23 protein-coding genes and 1 tRNA gene are annotated in these 22,065 nt (G+C 61.6%); 10 read left to right on the top strand and 14 right to left on the bottom strand.

The features are described 5' to 3' along the window. Positions 1–128 precede the first annotated feature (128 nt). Entirely contained in the window at positions 129–1,181 is a 1,053-nt protein-coding gene (locus IFT98_RS04665; protein WP_122478292.1) for an NAD(P)-dependent alcohol dehydrogenase, read from the bottom strand. A 169-nt stretch (positions 1,182–1,350) separates the two neighbouring features. Here IFT98_RS04665 and IFT98_RS04660 point away from each other — a divergent pair, with 169 nt between their 5' ends. Further along, positions 1,351–2,235, top strand: coding sequence for an AraC family transcriptional regulator (locus IFT98_RS04660; protein ID WP_192047550.1), 885 nt, complete (start codon positions 1,351–1,353; stop codon positions 2,233–2,235). 272 nt (positions 2,236–2,507) lie between these two features. On the opposite strand, the gene IFT98_RS04655 is transcribed toward IFT98_RS04660, so the two are convergent. After that, positions 2,508–3,524, bottom strand: coding sequence for a LacI family DNA-binding transcriptional regulator (locus tag IFT98_RS04655; protein ID WP_192047129.1), 1,017 nt, complete (start codon positions 3,522–3,524; stop codon positions 2,508–2,510). A 180-nt stretch (positions 3,525–3,704) separates the two neighbouring features. Here IFT98_RS04655 and IFT98_RS04650 point away from each other — a divergent pair, with 180 nt between their 5' ends. Both IFT98_RS04650 and IFT98_RS04645 read left to right on the top strand, forming a co-directional pair. Then, entirely contained in the window at positions 3,705–4,235 is a 531-nt protein-coding gene (locus IFT98_RS04650) for a gluconokinase (protein ID WP_122715290.1), read from the top strand. 105 nt (positions 4,236–4,340) lie between these two features. After that, a complete protein-coding gene (locus tag IFT98_RS04645) occupies positions 4,341–5,693 on the top strand; it encodes a GntP family permease (protein ID WP_122477027.1) in 1,353 nt (450 codons plus the stop codon). 106 nt (positions 5,694–5,799) lie between these two features. On the opposite strand, the gene araH is transcribed toward IFT98_RS04645, so the two are convergent. From araH to IFT98_RS04630, 3 genes are all read right to left on the bottom strand, one after another. After that, positions 5,800–6,765, bottom strand: a complete 966-nt coding sequence (gene araH / locus IFT98_RS04640; protein ID WP_122477025.1) for an L-arabinose ABC transporter permease AraH — start codon at positions 6,763–6,765, stop codon at positions 5,800–5,802. Between the two features lie 21 nt (positions 6,766–6,786). Further along, a complete protein-coding gene (gene araG, locus IFT98_RS04635) occupies positions 6,787–8,286 on the bottom strand; it encodes an L-arabinose ABC transporter ATP-binding protein AraG (protein ID WP_192047130.1) in 1,500 nt (499 codons plus the stop codon). A gap of 76 nt (positions 8,287–8,362) precedes the next feature. After that, complete coding sequence (locus IFT98_RS04630; RefSeq protein WP_192047131.1) at positions 8,363–9,364, bottom strand: substrate-binding domain-containing protein; 1,002 nt, start codon at positions 9,362–9,364, stop codon at positions 8,363–8,365. Positions 9,365–9,656: 292 nt separating this feature from the next. Between IFT98_RS04630 and IFT98_RS04625 the strand changes: the two genes are divergently transcribed. Both IFT98_RS04625 and IFT98_RS04620 read left to right on the top strand, forming a co-directional pair. After that, complete coding sequence (locus IFT98_RS04625) at positions 9,657–10,808, top strand: aldose epimerase family protein (RefSeq protein ID WP_192047132.1); 1,152 nt, start codon at positions 9,657–9,659, stop codon at positions 10,806–10,808. A gap of 600 nt (positions 10,809–11,408) precedes the next feature. Next, positions 11,409–12,659 carry an MFS transporter gene (locus IFT98_RS04620; protein ID WP_192047133.1) on the top strand — a complete coding sequence of 417 codons (1,251 nt, stop codon included), beginning with the start codon at positions 11,409–11,411 and terminating at the stop codon, positions 12,657–12,659. Here IFT98_RS04620 and IFT98_RS04615 read toward each other — a convergent pair whose 3' ends face one another. From IFT98_RS04615 to IFT98_RS21065, 3 genes are all read right to left on the bottom strand, one after another. Further along, positions 12,660–12,929: a DUF1652 domain-containing protein gene (locus tag IFT98_RS04615; protein WP_122715286.1), complete on the bottom strand. Its 270-nt coding sequence runs from the start codon at positions 12,927–12,929 to the stop codon at positions 12,660–12,662. Positions 12,930–13,070: 141 nt separating this feature from the next. Further along, on the bottom strand, positions 13,071–13,238 hold the full coding sequence (locus IFT98_RS04610) for a DUF6021 family protein (protein ID WP_192047134.1): 168 nt from the start codon (positions 13,236–13,238) through the stop codon (positions 13,071–13,073). A gap of 52 nt (positions 13,239–13,290) precedes the next feature. Beyond that, complete coding sequence (locus IFT98_RS21065) at positions 13,291–13,416, bottom strand: hypothetical protein (protein ID WP_090358366.1); 126 nt, start codon at positions 13,414–13,416, stop codon at positions 13,291–13,293. 230 nt (positions 13,417–13,646) lie between these two features. Here IFT98_RS21065 and IFT98_RS04605 point away from each other — a divergent pair, with 230 nt between their 5' ends. Beyond that, positions 13,647–14,948, top strand: coding sequence for a DUF2254 domain-containing protein (locus IFT98_RS04605; protein WP_192047135.1), 1,302 nt, complete (start codon positions 13,647–13,649; stop codon positions 14,946–14,948). Positions 14,949–15,076: 128 nt separating this feature from the next. Further along, positions 15,077–15,607: a hypothetical protein gene (locus tag IFT98_RS04600; RefSeq protein WP_192047136.1), complete on the top strand. Its 531-nt coding sequence runs from the start codon at positions 15,077–15,079 to the stop codon at positions 15,605–15,607. A 105-nt stretch (positions 15,608–15,712) separates the two neighbouring features. On the opposite strand, the gene IFT98_RS04595 is transcribed toward IFT98_RS04600, so the two are convergent. Both IFT98_RS04595 and IFT98_RS04590 read right to left on the bottom strand, forming a co-directional pair. Further along, a complete protein-coding gene (locus IFT98_RS04595; RefSeq protein ID WP_122477013.1) occupies positions 15,713–15,961 on the bottom strand; it encodes a CsbD family protein in 249 nt (82 codons plus the stop codon). 156 nt (positions 15,962–16,117) lie between these two features. After that, positions 16,118–16,792: a glycosyltransferase gene (locus IFT98_RS04590; protein WP_192047137.1), complete on the bottom strand. Its 675-nt coding sequence runs from the start codon at positions 16,790–16,792 to the stop codon at positions 16,118–16,120. 241 nt (positions 16,793–17,033) lie between these two features. Here IFT98_RS04590 and IFT98_RS04585 point away from each other — a divergent pair, with 241 nt between their 5' ends. Beyond that, the gene (locus IFT98_RS04585; RefSeq protein ID WP_192047138.1) at positions 17,034–17,684 is read left to right on the top strand and encodes a DUF2238 domain-containing protein; all 651 of its coding nucleotides are present in this window, start codon (positions 17,034–17,036) and stop codon (positions 17,682–17,684) included. Positions 17,685–17,711: 27 nt separating this feature from the next. Here the strand turns inward: IFT98_RS04585 and IFT98_RS04580 are convergent, their stop codons facing one another. Both IFT98_RS04580 and IFT98_RS04575 read right to left on the bottom strand, forming a co-directional pair. Continuing rightward, positions 17,712–17,879: a hypothetical protein gene (locus IFT98_RS04580; RefSeq protein WP_192047139.1), complete on the bottom strand. Its 168-nt coding sequence runs from the start codon at positions 17,877–17,879 to the stop codon at positions 17,712–17,714. Between the two features lie 91 nt (positions 17,880–17,970). Continuing rightward, positions 17,971–18,061 (bottom strand) — tRNA-Ser (locus IFT98_RS04575). A gap of 143 nt (positions 18,062–18,204) precedes the next feature. Here IFT98_RS04575 and IFT98_RS04570 point away from each other — a divergent pair. Together IFT98_RS04570 and IFT98_RS04565 are read left to right on the top strand one after the other, a co-directional pair. After that, positions 18,205–18,876, top strand: a complete 672-nt coding sequence (locus IFT98_RS04570) for a Bax inhibitor-1/YccA family protein (protein ID WP_043189407.1) — start codon at positions 18,205–18,207, stop codon at positions 18,874–18,876. A 179-nt stretch (positions 18,877–19,055) separates the two neighbouring features. Then, on the top strand, positions 19,056–20,420 hold the full coding sequence (locus IFT98_RS04565; RefSeq protein WP_192047140.1) for a nucleobase:cation symporter-2 family protein: 1,365 nt from the start codon (positions 19,056–19,058) through the stop codon (positions 20,418–20,420). A gap of 30 nt (positions 20,421–20,450) precedes the next feature. On the opposite strand, the gene IFT98_RS04560 is transcribed toward IFT98_RS04565, so the two are convergent. Both IFT98_RS04560 and IFT98_RS04555 read right to left on the bottom strand, forming a co-directional pair. Continuing rightward, positions 20,451–21,410, bottom strand: a complete 960-nt coding sequence (locus IFT98_RS04560; protein WP_192047141.1) for a site-specific integrase — start codon at positions 21,408–21,410, stop codon at positions 20,451–20,453. Positions 21,411–21,454: 44 nt separating this feature from the next. Next, on the bottom strand, positions 21,455–21,862 hold the full coding sequence (locus IFT98_RS04555) for an SRPBCC family protein (protein ID WP_192047142.1): 408 nt from the start codon (positions 21,860–21,862) through the stop codon (positions 21,455–21,457). Between the last annotated feature and the right edge of the window lie 203 nt (positions 21,863–22,065).

Below are 22,065 nucleotides of genomic sequence, written 5' to 3'. Positions count from 1 at the left end.
CCTACCGATGACCCCGTACCCGTAGGAGCGGTCAGCGGCCGCGAAAAGCACACCGCAGAGTGTATGACACACCGCAGCGCCTGGTTCGCGGCCAAGGACCGCTCCTACACAGGTTCTAACCTGCCGTATCAGGCCTTGAGGGTAGCCATGTCGATCACGAAGCGGTACTTCACGTCACCGGCGTGCATGCGTTCGAACGCCTCGTTGATGTTCTTGATGTCCAGCATCTCGATATCGCAGGTGATGTCGTGCTCGGCGCAGAAATCCAGCACCTCCTGGGTTTCCTTGATACCGCCGATCAGCGAACCGGCGAGCACGCGGCGCTTGAGCACCAGGTTGGCCGCATGCAGGGCAGGATCTACCGGCTGAATCAGCCCGACCAGAATGTGCACACCGTCGAAACGCAGGGTTTCCAGGTAGGGGTTCAGGTCGTGAGGCACCGGAATGGTGTCGAGCAGGAAGTCGAAGGTCTCGGCGGCGGCCTTCATCTGCTCGGCATCGGTCGATACGATCACATGGTCCGCACCCTGGCGACGGCCTTCGGCAGCCTTGCTCGCCGAACGGGTGAACAGCGTCACTTCGGCGCCCAGCGCCTTGGCGAACTTGATGCCCATGTGGCCCAGGCCACCCATGCCCAGAATGCCAACCTTGTCACCCGGCTTGACGCCGTAATGCTTGAGCGGCGAGTAGGTGGTGATGCCGGCGCACAGGATCGGCGCGGCGTTGGCCGGGTCGAGGCCGTCGGGAATGCGTACCACGAAATTCTCGCTGACCACGATGCTGTCGGAATACCCGCCCATGGTGTTGCTGCCATCGACGCGATCAGGCGTGGCGTAGGTCATGGTCGGGCCTTCCAGGCAGTACTGCTCGAGGTCCGCGTGGCAGGCGTCGCAATGCTGGCAGGAGTCGACCATGCAGCCCACACCGACGCGGTCACCCACGGCATACTTCTGCACCTGGGCGCCGACGGCAACCACGCGGCCAACGATTTCGTGGCCCGGTACCAGTGGGTACACCGCAATGCCCCAATCGTTGCGAGCCTGGTGCAGGTCGGAGTGGCACACGCCGCAATACTGGATTTCGATGCTGACGTCGTCAGGGCGCAAGGCGCGACGTTCGAAGCTCAAGGGTGCCAGGGGCGTGGTGGGCGAAAGCGCGGCGTAGCCGAGTGCCTTGGACATGGTAAACCTCTCGAAACGAAAATGATCAGGCCCCGATTGTGGCTTTCCCGCGCGCCCGAGGCCATGTCCGATCCTGCGCGATGAATGCCCATTCCTCCGAGCACCCCGCAAACGGGGCCCGAACGTGCGATCATCCGGAACTGATTTCATGCCTGATCCGTGGTATCCCATGAGCCTGACCAAACACCTCGACGCCAACGCCCGACTGGTACAGCTGATCCACCCGCTGGCCATTGCCGATGACTGGATCCCGACCTCTATCGACGGTTTGCGCATCGTCTCGTGTCGCAGCCACGTGGCGCGTACCGCGCAGATCTATGAACCCAGCCTGATGGTGATCGCGCAAGGCAGCAAACTGGCGTACCTGGGCGAGCGCACCTTGGAATACGGCGCCGGCCATTACCTGATCCAGGCCCTGCCGGTGCCCTTCGAATGCGAAACCTTCGCCAGCGAACAATTGCCTCTATTGGGCGTGTCGATACCGATCGACCGCACATTGCTGGGCGAATTGGTGCTGGCCATGGAGCCCGGACCGAGCCAGGCGCAGACCACCGAGTCGATGACCGCGGTACCACTGGACGACCCCATGCGCGGGGCCGTGGAACGGCTGCTGCAGTGTCTGCACGATCCGCAGGACCGCCTGGCAATGGGTCAGGCGCGTTTGCGCGAGGTGCTTTACACCGCACTGCGCGGGCCCAACGGGCATGTGTTGCGCGCCCTCGTGGAACAGCAAGGCCAATTCGCCCGTATCGCCGGTGCACTGTCCTGGCTGCACGCGAATTACGAGCAGCCGCTGCAGGTCGATGATCTGGCGCGACGGGCGAACATGAGTGCATCGACGTTCCACGAGCATTTCAAGCGCAACACCCTTGCCTCCCCCGTGCAGTACATCAAGCGCCTGCGCCTGCTCAAGGCCCGTGCGCTGCTGGTAGCGGACGCAATGAACGTCAACCAGGTTGCGTTGCGCGTGGGTTATCAGAGCAGCTCGCAGTTCAGTCGGGAATACAAACGCCTGTTCAACCACAGCCCTGGCCAGGAACGCGACCTGCGCTGAATTCCAGCGCGGCATCATGTACAGCACCACCCCTGTAGCACCGGCGCAAGCCGCGTCCGGCTTCACCGCGTGGCATCAGGCACGCCGCACCCACCGCCGACGCTACAGAAGCGCCGCGATCCCCTGTAGCAGCGGTGCAAGCCGCGTCCGGCATCACCGCGTGGCATCAGACACACCGCTCCCACCGCCGACGCTACAGAAGCGCCGCGATCCCCTGTAGCAGCGGCGCAAGCCGCGTCCGGCATCACCGCGTGGCATCAGGCATTCCGCCGTCAGGTTTCGCGCACGACCAGTTCGAAGCCCAAGTCGATTGCCTGGGCGCTGTCACTCTTGCCAGCCATGCTGTCCAGTAACATCTGCGCCGCCTTGCGGCCGATCTCGGCGCGCGGGGTACGGATCGAGGTCAGGCGCGGTACCAGATGCGCCGAACCCGGCAGATCGTTGAAGCCCACCATGCCCACTCGTCCCGGAATGGCGATGCCCAGGCGCTGGGCCTCGTAGATGGCGCCCTGGGCCAGGTCGTCGTTGCAGAAGAACACCCCGTCGACATCTGGATGACGCTGCATCAAATCAGCGAACAACTCCCCGCCCAGGCCGATTGACGAAGGCTGCGGGCACAGCACCTCGAGTTGGGGATCATGCACCCCCGCCCTCACCAGCGCCGCCCTGAACCCCTCGGCGCGCTGCATCACGCGGGGGTCGAGCTGCGCGGCGACGTACCCCAGGCGTCGGCGACCGGCGTCCAGCAGATGCTGGGCCGCCACGCTCCCAGCCTGCTCCTGAGAGAAGCCGACACAGGCGCGCCCGCCGCCGGCGCCCAACTCCATCATGTGCACGCACGGCACGCCGCTGTTGTGCAGCATGGCCTGCGAGCGTTCGCTGCGGCTCATGCCAGTCAGCAGGATGCCGCCCGGCTTGTAGGCCAGGTAATTGCGAATCAGGTTTTCTTCTTCGTCGACATCGTAGTGGTAGTTACCGATCAGCACTTCCAGCCCGCGCGGACGCATCACTTCGTGGATGGCCTCCAGCGTGTCGATGAACAAATGGTTGGACAGCGAGGGAATGAGCACCACCACCGACTGGCTCTGCGCCGAGGCCAAGGCGCGTGCGGCCGGGTTGACTACATAACCCAGGGTCTGCGCGGCCTCCAGCACCTTGCTGGCCAACTGCGGAGCGACTGTGGACACTCCGCGCAGTGCGCGCGAAGCCGTGATAGGGGAAACACCTGAAAGTTTGGCAACTTCGGCCAGGGTCGGCAGGCCAGTTGCGCGTGAACCGATTCGCGCCATGATTCTTGTTGTTATCTACTTGCAATGAAAAAGAGTTGAGGTAAGGTAGCGCTGTCTCGAATCCAGAGCAATAATGATTTGTGCCTTGCTATTACCGCAGGCTGCACCAGACTGCTTTGACAAGATCAATAAGATGAGGGCGCCGTATCCACGAACGGCCGGCCCAGCAGGAGTGACTAGATGAATGCCCCTCTGAACGCTTTGGTGGTGATGGGAGTCTCCGGCTGCGGCAAGAGCAGCGTCGGCGCCGCCATCGTTGGCCGCAGCGGCGGCCGCCTGATCGAAGGCGACAGCTTTCATCCCGAAGCCAACATCGCCAAGATGAGCGCCGGCCACCCCCTTGACGACAATGACCGCGCCGGTTGGCTGGTACGCCTGGGCGAGGAAATGCGTGCCTGCATCGAGTCCGGGCAACGCCCTGTGCTGACCTGCTCGGCGCTCAAGCTCAAGTATCGCAAGACCCTGCGCGACGCTGTGCCCGGCCTGGGCTTCGTCTTTCTCGAATTGACCCGCGAAGAAGCCGCCAACCGCGTTGCCCATCGGCCCGGCCATTTCATGCCGGCCAGCCTGATCGACAGCCAATTCGCTGCCCTGGAAGCGCCGACCGGCGAACCACTGACCTTGGACCTGGATGCGACCACTCCCATCGTGGAGCTGGCGCAGCAGGTGGAACATTGGCTGGTCGAGCATGGCGCTTCCACGCTGGCTTGATCGGTACTCGAAGACAGCGCTGTCTGGGCATTCCGCGCAGCAGTGCCTGATGTCCCCAACCACAACCGTTGCGCCCACAACAACGACAACACGAGGCAAACCTTTATGTTTGGCTTAGCTCACGACACTTACTTGCTGCTCGATGCACTGGTCACCATCATTGGTCTGATCGTGCTTATCACCCAGTTCAAGGTCCACCCTTTCGTCGCACTCACCATCGCAGCGATCTTCCTCGGCCTGACGTCCGGCTTGCCGGTCGTCAAAGTCATGAAGTCGTTTCAGGACGGCTTTGGCGGGGTTCTTGGATTTGTCGGCATCATCCTTGCGCTGGGCACCATGCTCGGCAAACTGATGGCCGATTCGGGCGGCGCCGACCAGATCGCGCAAACCCTGATCCGCAAGTTCGGGGTCAAGCGCATTCACTGGGCGATGATGTTCTCCGCGTTCCTGGTGGGCATCCCGCTGTTCTTCGAGATCGGCTTCGTGCTGCTGATCCCGTTGGTGTTCATCGTCGCCCGCCGTTCCGGCGTGTCGCTGGTGAAGATCGGCATTCCGCTGCTTGCCGGTCTCTCGGTAGTGCACGGTCTGGTGCCGCCGCATCCTGGCCCGCTGTTGGCCATCGGCATCTTCAACGCCGATATCGGCAAGACCATTCTCTACGGTCTGATCGTCGGCCTGCCTACTGCAATGATCGCCGGCCCGATCTTCGGCTCGTTCATCTCCAAGTACATTCCGGGCAATCCCTCCAAGGAGCTGATGGACCAGATCGCCAAGGAGTCGGACAACCAGAACCTGCCCAGCTTCGCGGTGACCCTGATCACCATCCTGCTGCCTGTGTTCCTGATGATGCTCAAGACCTTCGCCGACGTGGCCCTGCCAGCGGAGAACCTGTTCCGCCAGTGGATGGACTTCATCGGCCACCCGATCACCGCACTGCTCGCGGCCCTGTTGCTGGCCTTCTACACCTTTGGTGTGGCGCGCGGTTTCGACCGCTCGAAGATCATGAAGCTGCTGGACCAGAGCCTGGCGCCTACCGCTGCCATCGTGCTGATCGTCGGCGCTGGCGGTGGTTTCAAGCAGATGCTGGTGGATACCGGTGTGGGCAACATCATTGGCCAGATGGCCGTACAGGCCGAGGTCAACCCGATTCTGCTGGCGTGGCTGGTGGCTGCGGTGATTCGCGTCGCTACAGGTTCGGCAACGGTCGCGACCATCACCGGTGCCGGTATCGTCGCCCCGGTCATCGGCATGATGCCCGGCGTCAACCGTGAGCTGCTGGTACTGGCCACCGGCGCCGGCTCGGTGATCCTGTCGCACGTCAACGATGCGGGTTTCTGGCTGGTCAAGCAGTACTTCAACATGACCGTGACCGAAACCCTGAAGACCTGGACCGTGATGGAAACCATCCTGTCCGTCGTCGGCCTGATCTTCATCCTGCTGTTGTCGATGGTGGTCTGAGCCCGACCGTTGCTGCGGTAGCGCCTGATTCGCGGCCGATGACCGCTCCTACAGATGTGCATTCCCCTGTAGGAGCGGTCATCGGCCGCGAAAGCCGCTCCGCAAATCAGCGCCGCTTCAAGCGATCGATGATCACCGCGATCAGCAGGATCGTCCCGCGAATCACGTATTGATAGAACGTGTCGATGTTCTTCAGGTTCATCGCGTTCTCGATGATCGCAAGAATCAACACCCCGGCGATCACGTGGCGAATCATGCCGATGCCCCCGGCCAGTGACACCCCGCCCAGCACACACGCCGATATCACCGTCAATTCGAAGCCCTGGCCGATCATCGGCTGACCCGAGGTCATCCGTGACGCCAGCACTACACCGGCCAGCGCCCCGATCACTCCGTGCACGGCAAAGATGATGATCTTGGTGCGATCCACGTGCACGCCCGCCAGCAGCGCCGCTTCCTGGTTGCCACCGATGGCCATGGTGTTGCGCCCATAGGTGGTGTAGTTGAGCAACCAACCGAAAAAGATGAAGCAGACGATGGTGATCAGGATCGGCACCGGCACGCCCATCAACTGGCCATTGCCGAAGATGAAGAAGTCCTCCTGCATGACCCCGACGGCCTTGCCGTTGGAAAAGATATAGGCCAGTCCGCGCACGATCTGCATCGTCGCCAGGGTCGCGATCAAGGCATTGATGCGCAACTTGGCGATGACGATGCCGTTGATCAAGCCAACGACAAGGCCCATCAGCAAGGCCGCACCCACGCCCAGCAACACGCTTTCGGTGTCGCGCATCACCACCGCCGCAATCACCCCGGCGCATGCAATCACCGAACCCACGGACAGGTCGAAATGCCCGGACGCCAGGCAGTAGAGCATGGTGCAGGCCGCAATGCCGGTGGTTGAAATGGCCAGACCGAGCCCGCGCATGTTCAATGGCGAGAGAAAGTTGTCGATGAACATCGTGCACAGCACGAAGATCGCCAGCGCGGCGAGCAGCATCACCCACTCGTCAAGAAAGCGGCGCAGGTTGAGGCCCTGGCGGGGCGCCGGCAGCGTGTTTTGCGTAGACATAAGCACCTCTGTTGTTATTGTTCAGCCGCGAGTGCGCGGCAGTGCCAATTGCAGCAACCTGGATTCCTGCGCCTGTTCGCGCAGCACTTCGCCGGTCAACGCACCTTCGCTCATGACCAGGATTCGATCGCTGATGCCGATCACTTCCATCAGGTCGCTGGACACCACGATCACCGCGATACCATCGGCGGCCAGGCCATGAATGATCTGGTAGATCTCGGCCTTGGCACCGATGTCGATGCCGCGAGTGGGTTCGTCGAGCAATAGCACCTTCATCGGCATCGACAGCCAGCGACCAAGGATGGCCTTTTGCTGATTGCCGCCCGAGAGGTACATGATCGGCTGCTCGGCGGACGGGGTTTTGATGTTCAGCGCCTTGATCTGGCGCGCGGCGTTGTCCTTTTCCCACGCGCCCTGCACCAGGCACCCCAGGGTGAGGTGGCGGTCGCGCGCACCGATGTTGATGTTTTCGGCCACGCTGGCCAGGGGCACGATGCCTTCCTTCTTGCGGTCCTCCGGGCACAGCAGAATGCCAGCGGCGATGGCATCGCGCGGATTGGCCAGGGTCAGCGTGCGTCCCTCCAGAGTCAGGCTGCCCGCCTTGCTCGTCGCCAATCCCGACAGCAGGCGCAACAGCTCGGTGCGACCTGCGCCCACCAGGCCGAAGAAGCCCAGCACTTCACCCTTGGCGACGCTGAAACTGACCGGCTCGTGCAGCCCCGGTCCGAGCAGCCCGTCCACCCGTAGCGCCTCGCCCTGCTGGGGGCGCGGACGATAGTTATAGATATCCTGGATGTCACGACCGACCATGCAGGTCACTAGTTGGTCGTGGGTCAACTCGGCCATGTCGTCGAAAGTGCGCACGTAGCGGCCGTCCTTGAACACCGTGACGGCGTCGCAGATGCGGAATATCTCCTCCATGCGGTGGGAGACATAGAGGACCACCCTGCCCTCGTCGCGCAGCTTGGCAATGATCGTCATCAGCCGGTCGATTTCGCGAGCCGACAAGCTGCTGGTCGGCTCGTCGAAGGCAATCACATGGGCATTGCGCGACATCGCCTTGGCGATCTCGACCAACTGCCGCTGGCCCAGGGACAGGCTACCCAGGCGCTGACGCGGATCGATCTCGTCGGCCAGACCGGCCAGCAGTTCTGCGGCCCGGCGCAGCATGGCGCCGCGATCGATCAGGCCGAACCGCGCTGGCATGTGGCCCAGCAGCAGGTTCTCGGCCACACTCATTTCCGGCACCAGGTGCAGTTCTTGGTGAATCACTGCCACGCCGCTGCCGATGCTCTCGGCGGCGGACTTGAACACCAGGGTCTGCGCACCGATCTGCAGGCTGCCCGTGCTGGGCTGGTAGGCACCACCGAGGATCTTCAACAGGGTGGACTTGCCGGCACCGTTTTCGCCCATCAGGGCATGCACGCTGCCCGGGCGAACTTCGAAGCTGATGTCCGACAACGCGCGCACGCCCGGAAAATTCTTGCCGATACCGTTGAAACGCAATGACTCTACACGCATGGATACAACTCCAGAGCAGGCATCACGGCAGGCCGTGAAGAATCAGCCTCTGCCGGGGCAGAGGCCATCGGTCAGATCAGTTCCACAAACCGATCTTTTCCAGTTCCTGCTTGAAGTTCTCGCGGGTGATCAGGGTCACGTCATCCATGGCGGTGTACTTGGGCGGCTCTTTGCCGGTGGTGACCCACTCGAACATCATGCTTGCCGTGTTGTAGCCCTCGGTATGGGGGCTGGGCAGCATGGAGCCGAAGAAGCCGCTGTTGGCTTTCTTCAGCTCACCAATGGCATCGGTACCGTTGATGCCGATGCCGATCACATTGGCTGCGGCGAATCCGGCACTCTCGGTGGCGCGCACGCCACCCAATACGGTGTTGTCGTTCATGCCGCCGATGATCAGGTTCTTGGCACCTGACGGCAGCTTGACCAGCGTGGAGTTGGTGGCGTCCATGCTGCCGGGAACGTCGAGGGTCTTCTGCGCGGCGAACAGAATGTGCTCGGTGGGCAAGCCCGCCGCCTTCAGCTCCTTGACCGAGCCGTCAGTGCGCTTCTTGCCGGTGTCCAGCTCGTTGTAGGTATTGATGATGGCGTAGGTGTCTTTCCAGTCCCAGCCACGCTTCTTGGCTTCGCCGGCCATGGCCATGCCCTGCTTCTCGCCCACTTCGAAGGCGGCCATACCCAGGTACGGTACGTCCTCCATGAAGTTGCCCTTGGCATCGACGAAGCGATCGTCGACGGCCATCACTTTCATGTCATTGAGTTTGGCCTTGGCCACGATGGCCGGACCCAGCGCGACGTCCGGGGGGCAGATGACGAAGCCCTTGACGCCATTGGCGGCCAGGCTGTCGATTGCGGAGAGGGTTTTCTCACCGTCAGGCACGGCGATCTTGATGACCTTGAAGCCTTTGTCCCGGCCGGCCTTTTCGGCAAAAGCCCACTCGGTCTGGAACCAGGGCTCTTCAGCCTGCTTGACCAGAAAACCGATCTTGACCTCTTCGGCCCAGGAAGCCGATGAGCCTGCAAACATCGCGGCGGTCAGGGCGGCACAGCACAGGGAACGGATCCCATGACGACTCAGCATAGCTAACTCCTTATTTTTATTGAATAGCTACAGCGTCCAGCAACATCAATGAATAGTCATACCATATATCCGGATAGGCATTTGTAACGTAACGTCACGCACACGTTGCCGAAGGCTTGCAGGCGGATATCTTGCCGTCAGCGAGGCGGAGGCCGGGCTGGCAAATAGTATTACCATTTATTGAAGCGGTCGTCGAATTTCAGCTATACCTGCCATTGCAGCCATCACTGGAGCCAGGTTGTCCAACCTCGGCATTCAGCCCATTCCTATAAAAACATACGGAACGCCTTACATGCCCATTCATCAAAAACTGCTCGGCGCTATTGGATTGACCCTCATGACTGTTTCCATCTCTGCCCATGCGGCAGGCTTGACTTCGACCCGCGAAAGCTTCGGCGCGCTGCCCGATGGCACGCCGCTGGAAAAGATCACCTTGAGCAACAGCCACGGTATGAAAGCCAGCATCATCACCTACGGCGCGACCCTGCAGGCCCTGCAGGTGCCCGACAAGAAAGGCCAGGTGGCGGATGTGGTGCTGGGCTTCGATGACGTGCAGGGCTACCAGGCCAATCCCACCGTGTATTTCGGCGCGACCATCGGGCGCTTCGGCAACCGTCTGGCCGGGGGAAAGTTCAGCCTGGACGGGCAGACCTATTCGGTACCGCTCAATGACAAGAGCAATGCCTTGCACGGCGGCACCCAAGGGTTCGACAAACACGTGTGGGCGGTCAAGGCCACGCAAGATGCCGACCAGGTCGCGGCCACCTTCACCTATCGCTCGCCCGATGGCGAAATGGGCATTCCCGGCACTCTGTCGACCGAGGTCACCTACAGCCTGAACGAGCGCAACGAGCTGCGCGTGCAGTACAAGGCCACCACCGACAAACCGACCGTACTCAACCTGACCAACCACAGTTATTTCAATCTGGCCGGTGCTGGCAGTGGCGATGTGCTGAAGCAGGTGGCTACCTTGCATGCGAGCCGCTATACGCCGGTGACGGCGAAGTTGATCCCGACCGGCGAGTTGGCGCCTGTGAAAGGTACGCCGATGGATTTCCTCGCGCCTACCGCCATCGGCAAGCACATCGGCGCCAAGCATGAACAACTGGCATTCGCCGAGCCGAAACAAGGGGGCTTCGATTTCAATTGGGTGCTCGACAGCGCAGGCGACTTGAAACGCGAGGCGGCCAAAGTGACCGACCCGGTCTCGGGGCGTACCTTGACGCTGTACACCACCGAGCCGGGCGTGCAGTTCTACACCAGCAACTTCCTCGACGGCACCGTTCGCGGCAAGGGTGGCAAGGTTTATCCGCACTGGGGTGCCTTCACCCTGGAAACCCAGCACTTCCCCGATGCCCCCAACCAGCCCAAGTTCGCCAGCACCCGCCTCGATCCGAGCCAGACCTACACCCACACCACAGTGTTTGCCTTCTCGGCGCAGTGATTCGGCCTGACGGACCGCGGCGCCTGTTTCGCGGCCGCGGACCGCTCCTACATGAGGTGGGCGGTGCCTGTGGGAGCGGTCATCGGCCGCGAAAGGTTGACTGCGGTGTACCTGACGCAACGCAGCGCCCGTTTCGCGGCCCCGGACCGCTCCTACAGGGAATCGGCGATGGCTTGCGATAGCCGCCACCTGTGGGAGCGGTCATCGGCCGCGAAAGGTTGACTGCGGTGTGCCTGACGGAACGCTCCTACGGATATCGGGCATGGGCCCTAGGCAAAAAAAAAGCCACCGCACTGACGTGCGGTGGCTGAAAATCTAACCAAAGAGAGTTGAAGCAGAGCACTTGGCCAGTCGCTATGCGGGGAAGAATCAGCGCCTGGCCTTGTATTCAATCTTCGAAATCAAAGATACCAGCCGAATCGAGGCGCCACTATTGCGTTCGTCAATAGTCATTATCGACACATGAAACGTGCCGCAGGCCCCGAACGGTGAGCAACCGCGTGCGCACTTCACGCCTCATAACGTACACTCGGTTTCGTTAACATCTTGATACGTATGCGCTGATCGCGCGACCCATTGACTGGCACAAGAACGTCGACCTTGAAACGCAACTCCACCGCCATTTTCTCCCAGCCCGGCTTTAGTGCCTTTCTCATGGTACGTCTTGCGGCCATGTTCGCCATGCAGATCCAGGCCATCGTCGTCGCCTGGCACATGTACGACATGACCCGCCATCCATTGACTCTGGCCTACGTCGGCCTGGCCCAGTTCATCCCGATGGTACTGTTGCTGCTGCCAGCCGGGGATCTGCTGGATCGCTTCGACCGGCGGCGGATCCTGCAGATCAGCTGGAGCGTGTCGGTGCTTTCCTCCGCCGCACTGCTATGGCTGGCGCTGAATGAAACCGTCGACACCTGGCCCTACTACGTCGCGCTGTTCGTGTTCGGCTGTACCCGCGCGTTCACCGGGCCTGCCGTGCAGAGCCTGCTGCCGCAGATCGTTGCGCGCGAGCACCTGGCCCAGGCCATTGCCACCAACAGCATGATCATGAAAGTGGCGGTAATTGCCGGCCCCCTGCTGGGCGGGCTGCTGTATGCCGCCATTGGTGGCTGGACATTCGGCATCTGCCTGCTGGGCTTTGCGTTGGGTGTGTTGCTGCTGCAGTGGGTGCCCAGCGTACGCATCGTACGCCCGGTAGACGACCAGACCACTGCAGTGAGTCGCTTTACCGCCGGCATCCGCTTCATCACCTCGCGACCGATCATCCTGGGCGCGATATCCCTGGACCTGTTCGCGGTGCTGCTAGGTGGCGTAGTGGCGCTGCTGCCGATCTATGCTGCGGAAATCCTTCATGTCGGCCCTGCCGGGCTGGGCCTGCTGCGCAGTGCCATCGCGCTGGGTGAGCTGGGCATGGGCTTCTATCTGAGCATCCGCCCGCTCAACGCGCAGATGGGCCAGCGCATGTTCCTCGCGGTGGCGGTGTTCGGCGTGGCCAATCTGGTGTTTGCCTTGTCCACCTGGTTCTGGGTGTCGTGCGCGGCGCTGTTCATCGCGGGGGCAGCGGACATGATCAGTGTGTACATTCGCTCTTCGCTGATCCAGTTCGCCACGCCCGACGACATGCGTGGGCGGGTCAGCGCAGTGAACATGCTGTTCATCGGATCTTCGAACGAGCTGGGGGAATTCCGCGCGGGAGTCAGCGCAACGGCGCTGGGCACGGTACCGGCAGCGTTGTTCGGCGCTGTCAGCACACTGGTCATCGTGGCGATGTGGACCCGACTGTTCAGACCGTTGTGGACCATCGAGAACAACGAGCAGGCACTGCCCCAGCGCCAGAAGGACCCGGCCTGATCACGACCGGGTAGCACCGCGCGGAGCATGTCGGCAGAACCACTCCTGGTTGCCTTTGAGCTCGGCACGCAGCTGCGCCACCAGTTCGGCTATCGCCCGACTGCTGGACAGCGGCTGGGTATCGACACCTACCATCAACAGGTCGACTTGACCGCTGGCCGGATCGGACACCTCGACCGTCATGGTGCCCCCCGGATTCAACGTGCAGTGGCACTTGAGGGGCGCGAAGCTGGCTTCGACGATGCGGCGCATTTCAGTGGTGGGAATCATCTAGAGCTTCTCCTGGCGATGTCATGGCTGGAGACGTGTCGCAGCGTGGGTGCACGGCCGCTCGGCAGCGGCGGCGCGCTCACGCTTTCAGCGTATTGCGGCAGGCAGGCTCCGAGGGCTGCCTGCACAAGGCTACCAGACTCAGTCCTTGCTGCCATAGGGCGGATATTTATCTGCGCCGCCGGTCTGTTCGGACGCGTCGCTTTCGGGCTTCTTGGCCGGCTTGGGCGGATCGATCTGCGGGTCAGCGAGATCAGGGGAATCCGGATCGAACCCCAGGTCGTTATCAGGCTTGGTATCGTTGCTCATAACTGCTCCAGTCTTGGATGTGGGCCATTGCTGCGTTAGCGGTCGTCCAGCCTCAGGCCACGCCTGGCGGGATGCCATCCTTGTTGAAATCCTTCAGCCGTTCCTTCTCTTCAGGAGTGGAATGGGCGGGCGTCTGGTCCTCGGTGTCTTCGGCGGGCGGTTGCTTGTCATCGGCCATGATCGGTTCCTTTCAATGAGGGTCTCTACACTGTGAGCCTGCAGACCGATCCGGGGTTCCGTGCAATCGACCAGGCCGCTGTCGTCATGGCCGATACACCGCGTCGCTCCTTTCGTGGCCGATGACCGCTCCTACGGTGGCATGAAACTTTCGTCAGCTCTGGGCACTCAATGTGCAGCCGCGCTCGCATGGCTGCTGGCGGTCCGACTGACAATCCCGAGGAATACACGATGATCGCTCGCTGGCGCTGGGCCCTGGGTCAGATGACCAAACGCTTGTGGTTCCGCGCAAGCCTGTTCTCCCTGACCGGCATCGCCACGGCACTGGTCGCCATCGTCTTCAAGGACTTCGTACCCGCCGACCTGCCTACGCGGATCGGCGCCGACTCGGTCGACAAGATCCTGGCCATCATCGCCTCGAGCATGCTCGCGGTGACCACCTTCTCGCTCAGCACCATGGTCAGTGCCTACAGCGCTGCCAGCAGCGGCGTGACGCCCCGTGCCACATCGTTGGTGATGGAGGACACCACCACGCAGAACGCCCTGGCAACCTTCATCGGTTCGTTCCTCTTCAGCCTGGTCGGGATCATTGCCCTGAGCACCGGCGCCTACGGCGCTCAAGGGCGGGTGGTGCTGTTCGCGGTGACCATCGTCATGATCATCCTGATTGTCTACACGCTGTTGCGCTGGATCGACCACCTGTCCAAGCTAGGCCGGGTCGGCGAAACCATCGACCGCGTCGAGGCCGCGGCGCTGCAATCTCTGAAGAACCGCGCGCAATGGCCGCACATGGGCGCGGCGCCCTACCCGGTCGATCTGATTGCCCCGGCAACGGCCCGCGCCGTGCGCAGCGATGAGACCGGTTATGTACAGCATATCGACATCGCAGCCCTAGGCACCCTGGGCGAGAAACACGGGCTACAGATCTACATCAGCATACTGCCCGGCGCGTTTCTGCACCTCGGCGCGCCCATGGCTTGGTTCACCGAGGACAGCGCGAGCCACGCTCCCACGCCCAAAGAAGTGGACCATGATGCCTTGGCGGTAGACATTCGCGCTGCCGTCACTGTCGGCCTGCGCCGGAGCTTCGAACAGGACCCGCGGTTCGGCATTTCGGTCCTGGCGGAAATCGCCTCGCGCGCCCTCTCACCGGCCACCAACGACTCAGGCACGGTGATCGACGTCATCGGCCGCGGGGTCCGTTGTTTCACCGCTTGGCACGTGGAAAGCACTGCCGAGGCTACCTCCCAAGCCATTGATCCCCATTGCCGCCGAGTCCATGTCCGAGGCCTGCAACTGGCCGATCTGTTCGACGACTTCTTCACGCTGGTGGCACGCGACGGTGCCGGATTGCTCGAGGTCGACATCCGCATGATCAAAGCCCTCATCAGCCTGCACGACATCAGCCCGGAAACTTTCGGCCCACAATGCCGGTTGCATGCGAGACGGCTAATCCAACGGGCGGACGCCGTGCTTGCACTGGATGAAGACAAACAACGCCTGACCACTTTGGCTGCGCCCCTGCTTTCATGACCGCCGCTGGAATGATCACCACGCCACGCTGAGCCCCGTTCAGCCAATGACCTGAACTTGTGCCCCTTCGGACCGGCCAGAGTTGACACTGCACTTGCAGGCAATCACCGCTCAAACGGAAATCGATGATGAAGATAGCGTGTCTGGCCTGGGGATCACTGGTATGGAAGCCGGATCAATTGCCGGTGTGCAGTCCCTGGCATGTGGACGGACCCGAGTTTCCCGTAGAACTCTGCCGGGTAGGCGACGGTGGTGAGCTGGCTACGGCGATCTGCATGAACGCACCTGTCAGCCCTGCCCTTTGGGCGCTACTGGACAGCCACGCACTGGAGGAGGCGTGTGACGCATTGCGTGAGCGCGAGCAGATCCCTCGGTCGCGCCAGGACGGCATCGGCAGCTTCATCCGCAGCCAGAGAGATACCGGGATCATCGCCCGGTGGGCGCACGACAGGCAATTGGACGCAGTGATCTGGACTGCCCTGCCACCGCGGTTCGGCGGCGTTGAGGCTCGCCTGCCCAGCGCCTGTGATGTCGTGGGCTACTTGCAGGGGCTGACCGGGGACGTTCGGACCCATGCACGGGAATACATCGAAAACCTGCCGCAGCAAATATGCACGCCTTACAGGCGTGTGATCCGCGATTCGCTGGGTTGGGGATAAAACGGGTTGCAACTAGAGCGCCCTGGGGGCGGCTTTCCCCGACCGTTCAGCCGACGTGACGTCTGATACCGAACGATCTGGGAAAAGCTTTGCTATCGAACAGAATCAGCGACGCAGGAAGCGGCTGACCAGTACGAAGATGGCCGCGCCGATGGCCAACGAGGCACCTGGCTTTTCCTTGACGAAGGCAGACACATTGTTCAACGCATCGCCGTAGGTCTTGGTCAGCTGGCCAGCCGCTTCACGGCCTGCGCCTTCGGCTTGCAGGGAATGGTCACCGACCAACTTGCCCACTACGCCCTGAGCCTTGCCAGCGATCTTTTCTGCTACGCCTTCGATTTGTTCGCTTTTCATGTTGTGCCTCACCTTGATCATCGTTTAGTGACAGTACTTGAAGTATGTAAGCCGAAAGCTCCGTACTTGCTGCCTGAATTTAGGGCGTTGCCGGTTGGAAATAGTTCCGATCTTATTTGCAGTGTTCATGCTCGCCATTCGGACGCTCAGGCACGATCAACCCACGGCTTCAAAGGAAGCACTGATCGACAGCGAGCGCAGATAGTCGCCGAAGCCTTCGCGGCAGCGACAGTCCAGACGAGCGCTGGTGGTTACGCAGTTGATCGAGGTCCAGGTAATGGATGCCCCGGCTTCGTTCAGATCGGCGACGAGGTGCACATCTTCATGGGCCTTGAGCGGCTTGAACCCGCCCACCCGGCGGTACGCTTGAGCGCTTACCCCCATGTTCGCGCCATGAACATGCTTGTGGCCTTCGACAGGCGTATAGAGCGAATCGTAGCGAGCGCGGACTTCTTCGGCGTGCAGCGACCAGTCGTCTATACGAACGGTTCCGCAGACGGCGTCAGTGCGAAAGCGCAGCTGGTCCACCAGCCAGGTGGGTGGTACCAATGTATCGGCGTCGGTGAACGCCAGCCAACGGGCACCTTGCTCCAGCAGCGATTCGGCCCCGGCCGCACGCGTGCGCCCGACGTTGCAGTTCGAGACGACCAGGCTTTGCACCGGATAGCGATTGACCACACGCTGGGTACCATCGGTGCATTGGTCGAGCACGATGACCACGCAGACCTCCTCGCCCGCCAGGGCCGGATGTTCACCGGCAATCAGCAACGACTCGATGCACTGGGCAACCACTGCTTCTTCATTATGCGCGGGAACGATGATTCCGATCATGGACGATACCTGTCATGGAGATGCCGGCATCCGGCGGCTGTAAGTCTCTTGACCTATCTATCGTGCGTTGGTTGCAGATAGATACGACGGGTGGTAGTTCGATAAATGTTCAGTCTGATTTGAGATTTTTCCATTACTTCCACCCGGAGCTGAGCAGCATGCACTTGCTTTGCAACCCGAAGCGAATTAATGAAAGGTACGGTGATCAACTGCAGCATGAGATTTGGCAAAGGGCATGCTGATGAAAACTCGAACAACAGGCATCGGCTACTGGCACTGGGCGTTGCTGCTGGCAGTGATCGCCTCGGGCTGGCAGCCGCTGGACCGGCAAACCTGGCTGATCGAAAACATCCTGGTACTGGTGGGTGCCCTTGCCGCCTGGTTCACCCGCCACGACTTTCAATGGAGCCGCCGGTCATGGGTGATGGTAATCGCGTTCCTCTGCCTGCATCAGGTAGGCACTCACTTCACCTATCCGCAAGTCCCTTACAACGAGTTGCTGCATCGGATCAGCGGTATCGATCTGAATGCGGCGTTTGGCTGGGAACGCAATCAATATGACCGATTCGTGCACCTTGCGTACGGCGTGTTGCTGAGCCTGCCGCTCAGAGACATTGTCGTGCAGAAGTGTAGGCTAAAGGGCGCATGGGCATCGTTGATCGCGTGGTCGCTGGTACTGTCGACCTCGATGCTCTATGAACTGATGGAGTGGGCAGGTGCGGCGTACGTGGGCGGGGGCGACTCGGCCTTCGTCGGTGCCCAGGGCGATTTCTGGGATGCCCAGAAAGACATGGCCGTGGCGGCCGCGGCTTCGCTGATGGTGCTGACATGCCGCGGCCATGCGCTGCGCGCCGGGGTTTCGGCGCTGCGCGGGCGATTGACTTCGCACTGAAGCGCAGAAGCTCAATGCATCAATACCTCAATGCATCAATACATAGCCAAGCATCTGTTTGGCCAGGCGCCACGGCTGCCAGGCCGAGAGGTGATCGAAGATCCTGCCGGAATTGCCCATCACTCCCATCACCGTCACGTAGACGACGCCTTTCCTGATCAACCTCGACATCTTTTTCTTGCTGTAACGCAACAATCAGGACACCTGCACAAGTGGGTTTCGCGACATGGCACTACTGGAACAGCGAAAACGAAAAAGCCCCGCCAATGCGGGGCTTTTCGATGTTTGGCGGGAAACCAGGGATTCGAACCCTGGGAACGCTATTAACGTTCGCCGGTTTTCAAGACCGGTGCATTCAACCACTCTGCCAATTTCCCGAATGTCTTGCTGGTTGCTTTGCGGGCGCCATAATACCGGAATGAAACACGCTGTCAAACTCTGGATAGAGCGGCTACGCAAGGGTCTGATATGATCTTTGCATCTGAACGTTTCAGACGTGTTCAATCAAAGGAGTCTCGCCATGCGCGAACAGGATTATGCAGTTAATCAAGGCTCGCAGGTGCAGCAGCTAGAAGTTAGCCGCGTCCTGCGCAACACCTACGGCTTGCTGGCACTCACCCTGGCTTTCAGTGGCGTGATGGCCTACGTCGCGCAGCAGATGCGCGTCGGCTACCCGAACATCTTCGTCGTGCTGATCGGCTTCTACGGACTGTTCTTCCTGACCAACAAGCTGCGTGATTCGGCCTGGGGCCTGGTGTCCACCTTCGCTCTCACCGGCTTCATGGGCTTCCTGCTCGGCCCTATCCTCAACCGCTACCTGGGCATGCAGGGCGGCGCCGAAGTGGTCAGCTCGGCGTTCGCCATGACGGCGCTGGTGTTCGGCGGCCTGTCGGCCTACGTGCTCATCACCCGCAAGGACATGAGCTTCCTTGGCGGCTTCATCACCGCAGGCTTCTTCGTGCTGCTGGGCGCGGTACTGGCGAGCTTCTTCTTCCAGATCGCCGGTCTGCAGTTGGCGATCAGTGCCGGTTTCGTGCTGTTCTCGTCGGTGTGCATCCTGTTCCAGACCAGCGCGATCATCCACGGTGGCGAACGCAACTACATCATGGCCACCATCAGCTTGTACGTATCGATCTACAACCTGTTCGTGAGCCTGCTGCAGCTGTTCGGCATCATGGGTCGCGACGACTGATTCACCGCTGTCGTGTAGAAGCCCGCCACGTGCGGGCTTTTTCTTGCCTGTGGTTCGGGCATTGTCGGCAGAAACCGGTTTGCCCCATGCGCGCCGCGCCGTAGAATCGCGCTCCTTTCGATTGAGCCCTCGCGCTCTTATTGCCCGAGCCTTTGCGCTCTTTCTCAGGAGCCCTTGCCATGAGCACCCCACAGCCTCCCAGCGACGAACTGATTCTGGGCCTGGAAGACCGCCCTCGGCCGCTGCTGGGCTTGCTCGCCGCGTTGCAGCACCTGCTTGCCATCATCGTACCAATCGTCACGCCCGGCCTGCTGATCTGCCAGGCACTGGGCGTCAGCGCCCGTGATACAAACATGATCGTTTCGATGTCGCTGGTCATTTCCGGCATTGCCACCTTCGTCCAGTGCCGGCGCATCGGCCCGTTCGGCGCGGGTCTGCTGATCGTGCAGGGCACCAGTTTCAATTTCGTCGGACCGCTGATTGCCGGTGGCGCACTGATGGTGCAGCAAGGCACACCAGTGGAAGCTGTGATGGCGGCGATCTTCGGCGTGGTCATCGCAGGGTCGTTCGTTGAAATCGGTATTTCGCGGATCCTGCCCTTCGTCAAACGGCTGATCACGCCGCTGGTGACGGGTATCGTCGTATTGATGATCGGCCTGACCTTGATCAAGGTCGGTCTGATCAGCATGGGCGGCGGGTTCGGCGCCATGGCCAACGGCACGTTCGCCAACGGCGAAAACCTCATGCTTTCCGGCCTGGTACTGGCGATCATCGTGGTGCTCAATCGCATTCCGGTGACCTGGATGCGCAGCGCCGCCATCGTCATTGCCCTGGCCATGGGCTACGCGCTGGCCGGTTACCTGGGTCGACTGGATTTCACCGGCATGCACCAGGCCGCCGTATTCCAGGTGCCCGTGCCGCTGCACTTCGGCCTTGGCTTCTCCTGGGCGTTGTTCATTCCGATGCTGGTCATCTACCTGGTGACTTCGCTGGAAGCGATCGGTGACGTGACCGCGACCAGCAAGGTATCGCGTCAGCCAGTAGAGGGCCCTCTGTGGATGCAGCGCATCAAGGGCGGCGTGCTGGTCAACGGCACCAACTCTCTGTTGGCCGGATTCTTCAATACCTTCCCCAGCTCCATCTTCGCGCAGAACAACGGGGTGATTCAGCTGACCGGCATCGCCAGCCGCCACATCGGCGTGTGGATCGCCGGGATGCTGATTCTGCTTGGCCTGTTCCCGACGGTTGCCGGGGTGATCCAGGCGGTGCCCGAACCGGTACTGGGTGGCGCTGCCATGGTGATGTTCGGCGCGGTGGCCGCATCGGGCATCAATATCCTTGCCAGCGTCGAGCTCGATCGCCGGGCGCTGTTGATCATCGCCGTATCGCTCGCCCTCGGCCTGGGTGTGGCCCAGGTGCCAGAGTTCCTCGCCCACATGCCGGGCGCGTTGCGCAATGTGCTGGAGTCGGGCGTGGCCACTGGCGGTATCTGCGCACTGCTGCTGAACTGGTTTTTGCCTGCGGGGCCAGTGGCCCGTCCTTGAGCAGGAGCGAGCCGTCGACCCGGTACGGGCTCAAAGGTCGAAGCGGTCCACGGCGCGGCGACGCTCGTTGTCGTCGCGCATGTCGTAGGCCGCGGTGGTCTGGATATTGGTGTGGTGGGCCAGCTTCTGGGCAATCGACAGGTCGTGCTCTTCGATCACCCGGGTGATGAACGAGCGACGGAAATCGTGAGGCATGATCTTCACGCCCACCTGGGCGCCGCGTTGTCGGGCGATGTAGTAGATGGCGTGCTTGGTGATGCGCTCGCGGGTGATGTGCGCGCCGCGACGAATGCGGTTGAAGAGAAAGTCGTCATCGGCCTGCCCTGCGGGAAGCTGGCTGCGGCGAAACGCCAGCCAGGTCTGCAGATGCGCAAATGCCCAGCTGGGTGCGTATTTGATCAGTTCCTTGTTGCCCTTGCCGGTCACGCGCAGGCTGCGCTCGCTGAAGTCGACCTGGGCCAGGCCGAGGTTGACCGACTCCGACTTGCGCATGCCCGAGCCATACAAAATAGCGATGACGGCGGCATCGCGCAGACCCTGCGGCCGCGGATCGTTGGCACAGACCTCCATCAGGTCGCGGATCAGGCTGCGCTTGAGGTTGCGGCCGTTGCCCAGGCGAGTGCCCTGCATGGGCTTGACCGAGCGAATCTTGAGCAGGTGATCCTGGTCGATCAGGCTCAGCCGCCATGCCTCGTTCATTACCCCACGCACCGCATTGACGTAAAGCGAGGTGGTATTGGGGGCGTAGCCATCTTCGCGCAGAGCGGCCACCAGCGAGGTAACGTGCCCGGGTTCGAGGCAGTGCCAAGGCACCTCGCGAATGTCGACCTCATCGAAGCCCAGCCGGTCGGCGGCATCTTGCAATACGTATTGCATGGTCGTGCGGCTGGACGGCATCAGCCGCGCGAGGTATTGCAACAGAGGGTTCTGCAGATCAGACAAACCGTGGGGATCCTTGAGTGCCAGGGGGGACGCTCGCCATTCTAGCATCCGCGTCGGTACCTGACCCGTCCGCCCTTACCCGCCCGGTTCGATCAGAAGTTACCGCGCAGTGCCTGCAGGCCACCTTGATAGACACCGTCGAAGATTTCGACCGCCTCGGCATCACTCATGCCGACCGGGGTGAAGCGACCGCCCCACTCCACGCGGCAGTTGCCGGCGTCCACTTCGATGACCTGGAGCGTCGCCAGGTAATCGCTCACCGGAAAGGGACCTTCGGTGATCGAATAGCTGTAGGTGCGCGCGGCGTTGTCGTAAGTCTCCAGCCGCTCGATGATGACGGTACCGTCCACCGTTGTCAGGTGACGCAGACGGCCGTTTTCCTGGGCTTCGCTGTGCTGGATCATGGGCAGCCAGTCGGCCAGGGAGTTGAATCCGGCGACCAGATTCCAGACCTGATCGGCCGATGCCGGAATGTCGATGCTCGCTTGCGTGCTTGCCATGTGATGGCTCCTGTCAGTGGGCTGGGGCTACAACGGTAGCGGTCGTTCGAGTGCGCGGCAAGCCGTTAGTGCATTCGTTCATGCGGCCGATCGGGTCGCATCGATCATGCCCTGGCACTAGGCTCGGGCGCGGCACGAGCAATGGAAACATGCTGCGCGAACGTTGTCCCATGGTGGCCAGCCCGGCCTGAATCCGTTCATTG

Origin of the sequence: Pseudomonas sp. CFBP 8770 (genome assembly GCF_014841705.1) — a bacterium.
GTDB lineage: Bacteria > Pseudomonadota > Gammaproteobacteria > Pseudomonadales > Pseudomonadaceae > Aquipseudomonas.
The sequence above is the reverse complement of the archived record's forward strand: the minus strand, read 5'-3'. Positions and strand labels throughout refer to the sequence as shown.

Coding starts and splice junctions, on each gene's coding strand:
- IFT98_RS04660 (WP_192047550.1), top strand. CDS start 1,351: ATGAGCCTGACCAAACACCTCGACGCCAACGCCCGACTGGTACAGCTG.
- IFT98_RS04560 (WP_192047141.1), bottom strand. CDS start 21,410: ATGCTAGAATGGCGAGCGTCCCCCCTGGCACTCAAGGATCCCCACGGT.
- IFT98_RS04570 (WP_043189407.1), top strand. CDS start 18,205: ATGCGCGAACAGGATTATGCAGTTAATCAAGGCTCGCAGGTGCAGCAG.
- IFT98_RS04565 (WP_192047140.1), top strand. CDS start 19,056: ATGAGCACCCCACAGCCTCCCAGCGACGAACTGATTCTGGGCCTGGAA.
- IFT98_RS04645 (WP_122477027.1), top strand. CDS start 4,341: ATGTTTGGCTTAGCTCACGACACTTACTTGCTGCTCGATGCACTGGTC.
- IFT98_RS04665 (WP_122478292.1), bottom strand. CDS start 1,181: ATGTCCAAGGCACTCGGCTACGCCGCGCTTTCGCCCACCACGCCCCTG.
- IFT98_RS04615 (WP_122715286.1), bottom strand. CDS start 12,929: ATGATTCCCACCACTGAAATGCGCCGCATCGTCGAAGCCAGCTTCGCG.
- IFT98_RS04555 (WP_192047142.1), bottom strand. CDS start 21,862: ATGGCAAGCACGCAAGCGAGCATCGACATTCCGGCATCGGCCGATCAG.
- IFT98_RS04600 (WP_192047136.1), top strand. CDS start 15,077: ATGAAGATAGCGTGTCTGGCCTGGGGATCACTGGTATGGAAGCCGGAT.
- IFT98_RS04655 (WP_192047129.1), bottom strand. CDS start 3,524: ATGGCGCGAATCGGTTCACGCGCAACTGGCCTGCCGACCCTGGCCGAA.
- IFT98_RS04610 (WP_192047134.1), bottom strand. CDS start 13,238: ATGAGCAACGATACCAAGCCTGATAACGACCTGGGGTTCGATCCGGAT.
- IFT98_RS04630 (WP_192047131.1), bottom strand. CDS start 9,364: ATGCTGAGTCGTCATGGGATCCGTTCCCTGTGCTGTGCCGCCCTGACC.
- IFT98_RS04605 (WP_192047135.1), top strand. CDS start 13,647: ATGATCGCTCGCTGGCGCTGGGCCCTGGGTCAGATGACCAAACGCTTG.
- IFT98_RS04625 (WP_192047132.1), top strand. CDS start 9,657: ATGCCCATTCATCAAAAACTGCTCGGCGCTATTGGATTGACCCTCATG.
- araH (WP_122477025.1), bottom strand. CDS start 6,765: ATGTCTACGCAAAACACGCTGCCGGCGCCCCGCCAGGGCCTCAACCTG.
- IFT98_RS04590 (WP_192047137.1), bottom strand. CDS start 16,792: ATGATCGGAATCATCGTTCCCGCGCATAATGAAGAAGCAGTGGTTGCC.
- IFT98_RS04585 (WP_192047138.1), top strand. CDS start 17,034: ATGAAAACTCGAACAACAGGCATCGGCTACTGGCACTGGGCGTTGCTG.
- IFT98_RS04650 (WP_122715290.1), top strand. CDS start 3,705: ATGAATGCCCCTCTGAACGCTTTGGTGGTGATGGGAGTCTCCGGCTGC.
- araG (WP_192047130.1), bottom strand. CDS start 8,286: ATGCGTGTAGAGTCATTGCGTTTCAACGGTATCGGCAAGAATTTTCCG.
- IFT98_RS21065 (WP_090358366.1), bottom strand. CDS start 13,416: ATGGCCGATGACAAGCAACCGCCCGCCGAAGACACCGAGGACCAGACG.
- IFT98_RS04595 (WP_122477013.1), bottom strand. CDS start 15,961: ATGAAAAGCGAACAAATCGAAGGCGTAGCAGAAAAGATCGCTGGCAAG.